This is a genomic window from Pseudomonas sp. SDO5532_S415, assembly GCF_054071155.1.
In genome coordinates, this window is the sequence record NZ_JBSVWS010000215.1 from 1 (window position 1) to 8232 (window position 8232).

Annotated in this window: 7 protein-coding genes; all 7 read right to left on the reverse strand. The window is 60.0% G+C overall.

Annotated features, from left to right (window positions below):
• Nucleotides 1-74: 74 nt before the first annotated feature.
• A complete protein-coding gene (locus ACW9HW_RS27230; protein ID WP_095192252.1) occupies nt 75-695 on the reverse strand; it encodes a TetR/AcrR family transcriptional regulator in 621 nt (206 codons plus the stop codon).
• Between the two features lie 172 nt (nt 696-867).
• Complete coding sequence (gene phaC / locus ACW9HW_RS27235; RefSeq protein WP_457402401.1) at nt 868-2550, reverse strand: class II poly(R)-hydroxyalkanoic acid synthase; 1683 nt, start codon at nt 2548-2550, stop codon at nt 868-870.
• A 126-nt stretch (nt 2551-2676) separates the two neighbouring features.
• The gene (gene phaZ, locus ACW9HW_RS27240) at nt 2677-3531 is read right to left on the reverse strand and encodes a poly(3-hydroxyalkanoate) depolymerase (protein ID WP_095192250.1); all 855 of its coding nucleotides are present in this window, start codon (nt 3529-3531) and stop codon (nt 2677-2679) included.
• Nucleotides 3532-3673: 142 nt separating this feature from the next.
• Nucleotides 3674-5353 (reverse strand): class II poly(R)-hydroxyalkanoic acid synthase, encoded by a 1680-nt coding sequence (phaC, locus tag ACW9HW_RS27245; protein ID WP_095192248.1) that lies wholly within the window; start codon nt 5351-5353, stop codon nt 3674-3676.
• Nucleotides 5354-5611: 258 nt separating this feature from the next.
• The gene (locus ACW9HW_RS27250; RefSeq protein ID WP_095192247.1) at nt 5612-5989 is read right to left on the reverse strand and encodes a gamma-butyrobetaine hydroxylase-like domain-containing protein; all 378 of its coding nucleotides are present in this window, start codon (nt 5987-5989) and stop codon (nt 5612-5614) included.
• Nucleotides 5990-6133: 144 nt separating this feature from the next.
• Nucleotides 6134-7471 (reverse strand): ATP-dependent protease ATPase subunit HslU, encoded by a 1338-nt coding sequence (gene hslU / locus ACW9HW_RS27255; RefSeq protein WP_457402404.1) that lies wholly within the window; start codon nt 7469-7471, stop codon nt 6134-6136.
• A gap of 53 nt (nt 7472-7524) precedes the next feature.
• Nucleotides 7525-8064: an ATP-dependent protease subunit HslV gene (gene hslV, locus ACW9HW_RS27260; protein ID WP_095192245.1), complete on the reverse strand. Its 540-nt coding sequence runs from the start codon at nt 8062-8064 to the stop codon at nt 7525-7527.
• Between the last annotated feature and the right edge of the window lie 168 nt (nt 8065-8232).

The window sequence follows — 8232 nt, forward strand, 5'->3', positions numbered from 1 at the left end:
ATTCAGCATTGATGGTGACTGTCACACCGCTTTCGCGAGCAGGCTCGCTCCCACAGAGATTGTGGTGGTCAGGGTTATTCGTGCTCTTCGAGGTATTGAAGTGCCAAGCGCTCCGTCGCCACCTTGATCGGCGGCAACAGATGCGGCGCCACCAGCATCATGATCTGGTACACCACCAGCCTCACTTCACCTTCTCGATCGAGAATCCGCTGATAGTCCAGAGAGAACAGTAGCGTCAGGGTGATTTGTTCCACCAGTTGGCCCAAGGCCTGGGTGTCACTGACCAACTGCCCCTGAGCCTTCAATCGTGCCAGCAGCGAAGCCAATGTGCGTTTCAGCCCATTGAGCAAGCTGCGAATACCCTTGGCCAGTTTTGGCAAGCGTCCGGCCAGGTTCGACAGGTCCTGGAACAGAAAGCGGTATTGGGCCAGGCGTTCGACGATCAGGTGCAGGAACAGCCAATAATCTTCGGGGGCCAGTTCGACGTCGGACGGTGGATCGAGCAGGGGAGACAGTTCGGCCTGGAAGCGTTCGAACAGCCCGAGTATCAACGGCTCCTTGCCGTGGAAGTGGTAGTAGAGGTTGCCCGGGCTGATGCCCATTTCGTTGGCAACTTCCATGGTGGAGACGTTAGGTTCGCCCTTCTGATTGAACAACTGCAGGGCACATTCGAGGATGCGGTCGCGGGTTTTCATCCAGTCTTCTTAATGTTCATGTCAAGCTAACCCCGATCTCTGTGGGAGCGAGCCTGCTCGCGATGGACGTTAACGATAACGCGTGTTGTCTGGATGAACGCGTTGCCCTAGCGTTTTTCGCGAGCAGGCTCGCTCCTACAGTGATGGGGGGCGGGCTTTGGTGTGTTGAACGTCAGCGCACGCGCACGTAAGTGCCGGGCGCCGCCTCCATCGGTGGATAGTTCTGGTTGCCGAGGGTCATCAGGGTTTCCTTTTGCGCCCCCGAGCGTTCCTGAATCCAGCCCAGCCATTGCGTCCACCAACTGCCGTCGACTTGCTTGGCGTCGTAGTACCAGGCCCGTGGGTCGCTGCTCAGTTTGGCGCCTTCGACGTAGTTGGCCTTGGGGTTGCTCGGCGGATTGAGAATGCTCTGCACGTGACCGCTGTTGGACAGCACGAAGCGGCGGTCTCCCCCCAGCAGCAGCGTCGAGCGATAGACCGCATCCCACGGGGTGATGTGGTCGTTGATGCCCGCCACGCTGAAGCTGTCGACAGTGACCTTCTGCAAATCGATCGGCGTGCCGCAGACTTCGAGGCCACCCGGATGGCTCAGCGGGTTGTGCTTGAAGAAGTCCAGCAAGTCGCCATGCAGGGCTGCCGGCAGGCGCGTGTTGTCATTGTTCCAGTAGAGAATGTCGAACGCCGGTGGCTCCTTGCCCAGCAGGTAGTTGTTGACGAAGTAGCTCCAGATCAAGTCGTTGGGGCGCATCCAGGCAAAGACCTTGGCCATGTCCCGGCCGTCGAGCACACCTTTCTGATAGGAGCGGCGCTTGGCGGCTTCCAGGGTCTGTTCGTCGGCGAACAGGGTCGCCGGCGTATCCAGCTGGCTGTCGAGCAGGCTCACCAGGTAGGTCGCACTGGACACCCGCCGCAGCTGGCGCTTGGCCTGCAGGTGACCTTGCAGCGCGGCAATGGTCAGTCCGCCGGCACAGGCGCCCATCAGATTGACTTCACGGGCACCGGTGATCGCCCGGCAGACATTCATGGCTTCTTCCACCGCTTCAACGTAGGTCGATAGACCCCATTCGCGGTGGCGCACATCCGGGTTGCGCCAACTGATCACGAAGGTTTGCAGGCCATTCTTGAGCGCAAACTGGACGAAGCTGTTGTGGGGGCTCAGGTCGAAAATGTAGTACTTGTTGATCTGCGGCGGCACCACCAGCAGCGGTTTTGAATACTGCTTTTCGCTCATCGGCTTGTACTGGATCAACTCCAGCAGTTCGTTGCGAAACACCACGGCACCGGTGGTGGTCGCCACGGTCTTGCCGACCTCGAAGGCCTGCTTGGTGACCTGGCGGGGCAGGCCATCGTTGTGCAGGAAGTCGTCCACCAGATGGCTGATCCCGCGCACCAGGCTGTTACCGCCGGAGTTGAAGATTTCCTTGATCGCCAGCGGATTGAGCAAGCTGTTGGACGGCGACACGGCATCGTTGAGCAGGGCGAACGCAAAGTGCGCGCGAGCGCGATCGTCCGGGCTCATGTTGCTTTCGTCGATCCAGCTTTTGACCTGCTTCTGCCAGCTCAGGTAGGCCTGCAGGCTGCGACGATAAAACGGGTTGAGGCTCCATGCCGGGTCGGCGAAACGGCTGTCCTGCGGGTTGGTCGGGTGCAGGGTTTCGCCCAGCAACACTCGGCCCAATTGACCGCCCAGCTTCAGGGCGTGCCGGGCACTGTGCACCGGGTTGCGCAAACCATGGGCGGCAACGCTGCGCAGGGTTGAAAACAGATCCCGACCCCGCAGGCCGGTAATCGCACTCTGTGCATTGATGAACGCGGCGGGAGTCGGTAATGAATCCCTCGCTGGTTTGTCGCGCATGAGTCAACACTCCTTCGTCTTCAGGCCAAATACAAACACCGAACCAGAACACCATAGACGCTGTAGCGGGTTGTTGCGCGGCGCGGCGTCCTGCCGTCCACTTTTCTTGAATAAAAACAGGGCTGATTAACCGCCCAGTGGCGACGGATGCGGATGCATCACCGCACGCTGACGTTCCTCTTCGAGAAACTTCATGATGATCGGCGCCACGGCTTCGGCCCGGGTAATCAGGAACAGATGGCCGTCATCGATGATGTGCAACTGGGCGTTGGGAATCCGCCATGCCAGCAAGCGCATGTTGACCAGCGGGATCAGTGGATCGTCGTCGCCGGCCAGGACCAGGGTCGGCTGGTTGATCTTGTGCAGCCAGTGAATGCTGGTCCAGCCGAGACCGGCGAACAGCTGCCAGTAGTACCCGAGCTTGCCCGCCGAACGCACCTTGGCCGCGTGGCTGGCAGCGAGCGTCGGATCGCGCCGGAAGGAGCCGCCGTAGATCATCGGTGCGATGCGGATCACGTGCGAAGGCTGGATGTAGCGTCTGGGGCTGGCCATCATCCACAGCACTTTCGGTTTGCCCGGTACCATCACCGCGCCCGCCGCCGTCGCCGCCAGTACAAGCTTCTTGCAACGCTCCGGATAGTCATAGGCGAACTGCTGGGCCAGGGCGCCACCCCAGGACACACCGATCACATTGACCTGCCCGTAGTCGAGGTAGTCGAGCATGCGTGCCGTGAGCTTCGCCAGGCTGGGAAAGCGATAAGGGCGATTGGGCGTCGACGAACCACCGACACCTGGAACGTCGAATGCGATGACTTCCAGGTCCGGGTCCAGTGCCGCGACGAACGGAAACACCAGCTCCAGGTTGGCGCCAATGCCGTTGAAAATCAGCAAGGGCGTCAAGTGAGGCTTGCCGGGGCGCACCGCCGTGCGGAGGGTCTGTCCATCCAGGTCGACGGTACGGAATATGAACGGTTGCGGCATGCTCTAGCCCTGTGGATTAAGTCATCCCCGACTCCCTTGTGGGAGCGAGCCTGCTCGCGAAAGCGTCGGGTCAGTCGACCTTGAATGTGCAACCGCATTCGCGAGCAGGCTCGCTCCCACAGGGGGAGACGGGGTGTGTCAGTTACCGCTCATGTACGTAAGTACCCGGCGATGCTTCGCCTGCCGGATAAGCCTTGTTGCCCAGTTTTGCCGGGGCCTTTTTCAGCTCGCCCGAGCGCTGGGCCTGCCAGGCTTGCCAGTGCAGCCACCAGGAATCGGTGTGCTTGGTGGAGTTCTCTTGCCACTGCTCGGCACTGTCCGCCATTTCCGTGCTGGTCATGTAACGGGATTTCGGGTTGCCCGGCGGGTTCAGGATGCTCTGGATGTGCCCGCTGCTGGACAGCACGAATTCGACATTGCCGCCAAACAACTGCGCCGACTTGTAGCAGGACTTCCACGGGGTGATGTGGTCGTTGGTGCCGGCCAGGGAAAAGATATCGGCCGTCACTTGCTTGAGGTCGATGGCGGTACCGCACACCTCCAGTGCATTCGGGCGGATCAATGGATTGTTTTTGAACATTTCGATCAGATCGCCGTGGAATGCTGCGGGCAATCGCGTGGTGTCGTTGTTCCAGAACAGGATGTCGAAAACCGGTGGCTCGTTGCCCAGCAGGTAGTTGTTGACCCAGTAGTTCCAGATCAGGTCATTGGGGCGCATCCAGGCAAAGACCTTGGCCATGTCGCGACCTTCCAGCACACCGGCCTGATACGAGTGGCGCTTGGCGGCCTCGAGGGTCTGCTCGTCGACGAACAGGGCTACATCGCTGTCCAGGGTGGTATCCAGCACGCTCACCAGCAGGGTGAGGGCGTTGACCTTGTTCTCGCCGATCGCGGCGTAGTGGCCCAGCAGCGCGGTGCAGGTGATGCCGCCGGAGCAGGCGCCGAGCATGTTCACGTCTTTGCTGCCGGTGATGGCGGTGACTACGTCGACCGCTTCCTTGAGCGCCTCGATGTAGGTCGACAGGCCCCACTCGCGCTGCTCCTTGGTCGGGTTGCGCCAGCTGACGATGAAGGTCTGCACGTTGTTGCGCAGGCAGAAACGCGCCAGGCTCTTGTCCGGGCTCAGGTCGAAAACATAGAACTTGTTGATCTGCGGCGGCACCACCAGGAGCGGGCGTTCGTGAACCTGCTCGGTGATCGGTTTGTACTGGATCAGCTCCAGCACATCGTTGCGGAACACCACCGCGCCTTCGGTCACGCCCAGGGTCTTGCCGACTTCGAACGCACCCATGTTGACCTGGCTCGGCATGCCGCCGTTGTGCACCATGTCCTTGGCCAGGTGCGAGAGGCCGTCGAGCAGGCTCTTGCCGCCGGTTTCGAAGAAGCGCTTGACCGCTGCCGGGTTGGCCGCCGTATTGGTCGGGGCCATGGCTTCGGTCACGAGGTTGATCACGAAGTGCCCGCGGGCGACGTCCTTGGCCGAGAGGTTGCTGTCGTCGATCCAGTCGTGGAGTTCCTTGCGCCACGCCAGGTAGGTTTGCAAATAACGTTTGTAGAGCGGGTTCTGGCTCCAGGCCGGATCGGCGAAACGGCGATCGTCGCTGGTCGGTTGCAGCTCGGACTTGCCGAACAACACGTTCTTGAGTTCCAGGCCGAAATGCGCGACATGCCTGGCGCTGTGCACCGGTTGTTTGATGGCTTGCCTGAGTACCATTCGAGCAGAAGCCAGTAGATCCTTTCCACGCAGCCCAACGACAGGATTCAGTCCCAAGGTATTTTCCGAGGCCTGATACTTCAAGTCATCGTTATTCTTGTTACTCATCTACGACGCTCCATTGTCCTGAGACGAGTACCCGGTCCCGCTGTGCAGTCACACAACCAATTCCAGGTACTACTGCTCGGGTGACCGTTAATTCTGCATCGCTGCTTTTTCTTCGCAGAGAGCACTGCAGGGAACTTGCCAGCTCCATTGGTTACCCGAGTTTAATTTTTTTCGCAAGCAGGCCAATCACCGGCATCGAAGCGGAGCATTCAAACAGATGGAATTAGAAAATGCCTTCTAATGAGCAAAAGGCTTGGGTTAGAGCATCAGCTTGACGACAGATTCGTTAGGGTCGCGGGTTTTTCCGGCGGCTTTGAGCTCAGCCAGATAATCCTCCCAGAGTGCGTCATAACGTCGCCCCAGTTCGTAGAGGTATTCCCAGGTGAACAGGCCGCTGTCGTGGCCATCGTCGAAGGTCAATTTCAGTGCGTACTGACCGGCCGGCTCTATCTTGGACAGCCCTACGTTGATCTTGCCAAATTGCAGGATGGGTTTGCCGTGGCCCTGGACCTCGGCGGAAGGAGAGTGCACGCGCAGGAACTCGGCGGGCAGGGTGTATTCCTCGCCGGACGCGTACTTGAGCGTCAGGGTTTTCGAGGCTTTGTGCAGCTTGATGTCGGTGGGGAGTTGGGTCATGACTAGGGTGTCCGTTTTATGTGGGACTTTGTTGGAGCGAGCCTGCTCGCGAAGGCGTCATAACATTCAACGGAGTCTTTGAATGTCAGACCGCTTTCGCGAGCAGGCTCGCTCCCACAGGTCCATCACCGCTGTAAGTATGGCTTACAGGATATAACGGGACAGGTCTTCGTTCTGCGCCAATTCGCCGAGGTGGCTGTTGACGTAGTCTGCGTCGATCAGGATCGCCTTGTCATCGTGGGCGCTGGCCAGGTCGCCGGCGCTGAACGACACTTCTTCGAGCAGGCGCTCGAGGAGGGTGTGCAAGCGACGGGCACCGATGTTTTCGGTTTTCTCGTTGACCTGCCAGGCGATCTCCGCCAGGCGCTTGATACCGTCCGGCTGGAACTCGATGGTCAGGCCTTCGGTTTTCAGCAGCGCGCAGTATTGCTCGGTGAGCGATGCGTGCGGCTCGCTGAGAATGCGCTCGAAGTCTTGTGGCGACAGCGCTTTGAGTTCTACCCGAATCGGCAGGCGGCCTTGCAGTTCCGGTACCAGATCGCTCGGCTTGCTTAAATGGAACGCGCCGGAAGCAATGAACAGGATGTGGTCGGTCTTGACCATGCCCAGTTTGGTGTTCACGGTGCAGCCTTCGATCAGCGGCAGCAGATCGCGTTGCACGCCTTCACGGGACACATCGGCGCCACCGACATTGCCGCGCTTGGCGACCTTGTCGATTTCGTCGATGAACACGATGCCGTGCTGCTCGACCGCTTCCAGCGCCTTGGCCTTCAACTCTTCGTCGTTGACCAGGCGGCTGGCTTCTTCGTCGCGCACCAGTTTCAGCGCTTCCTTGACCTTGAGCTTGCGGCTCTTGCGTTTGCCCTTGCCCATGTTGGCGAACAGGCTCTGCAACTGGTTGGTCATCTCTTCCATGCCCGGTGGCGCGGAGATATCGACGCCGGACATTTCGGCGACTTCGATCTCGATTTCCTTGTCGTCCAGCTGACCTTCGCGCAGGCGCTTGCGGAACAGCTGACGGGTGTTGGAATCGGTCGCCGGGGCATCGTCGCTGCTGAAGCCCATGCGGGCCGGTGGCAACAGCGCGTCAAGGATGCGCTCTTCGGCGGCGTCTTCGGCGCGATGGCGAACCTTGGTGATTTCCTGTTCGCGCAGCAGCTTGATCGCTGCATCGGCCAGGTCGCGAATGATCGACTCGACGTCACGGCCGACATAGCCGACTTCGGTGAACTTGGTCGCTTCGACCTTGATGAACGGCGCGTTGGCCAGTTTGGCCAGGCGACGGGCGATCTCGGTTTTACCGACACCGGTCGGGCCGATCATCAGGATGTTTTTCGGGGTTACTTCAACGCGCAGCTCTTCAGGCAGCTGCATCCGGCGCCAGCGATTGCGCAGGGCAATGGCGACGGCACGCTTGGCATCGTCCTGGCCGATGATATGGCGATTGAGTTCGTGGACGATTTCACGGGGAGTCATGGACATAATATTTGACGGACCTTGAACAAGATGAGTCGTGGCGATTGGCCGAAACAGACTTACTCGTCGCCTTTGGCGCAGTCCTGCTCCTCAATGGTCTGGGTGTGGTTGGTGAATACGCAGATGTCGCCGGCGATGCCGAGGGCGGTCTCGACGATTTCCCGGGCGGACAGGTCGGTTTTTTTCAGCAGTGCGCTGGCGGCAGCCTGGGCAAAGGCGCCACCGGAGCCCATGGCGATCAGACCATGCTCAGGCTCCACCACATCGCCATTGCCGGTGATGATCAGGGAAGCGTCCTTGTTGGCGACAGCGAGCATGGCTTCGAGGCGGCTGAGGGTGCGATCGGTGCGCCACTCCTTGGCGAGCTCGACGGCGGCACGAACCAGATGGCCCTGGTGTTTCTCCAGCTGACCCTCGAAACGTTCGAAAAGGGTAAAGGCGTCAGCCGTGGCACCGGCAAAACCGGCAAGGACTTCACCGTGGTACAGGCGACGGACCTTCTTGGCGTTGCCTTTCATCACGGTATTGCCGAGGGATACCTGGCCGTCGCCGCCCATGACGACTTTGCCTTGGCGGCGGACTGAAACGATGGTGGTCAAGGGGAGAGTCTCCACGCAGCGGGGCGAAAATGCCTTATGCCGATACATATGGGGGTGGTGGAGAGGATTTCAACTGCGGGGCGCCGCGGGGGACGAGCGGCGTTCTTGCGGATGAGGTTGCAGCGTCTGTGCTGACGCCTTCGCGAGCAGGCTCGCTCCCACAGGATA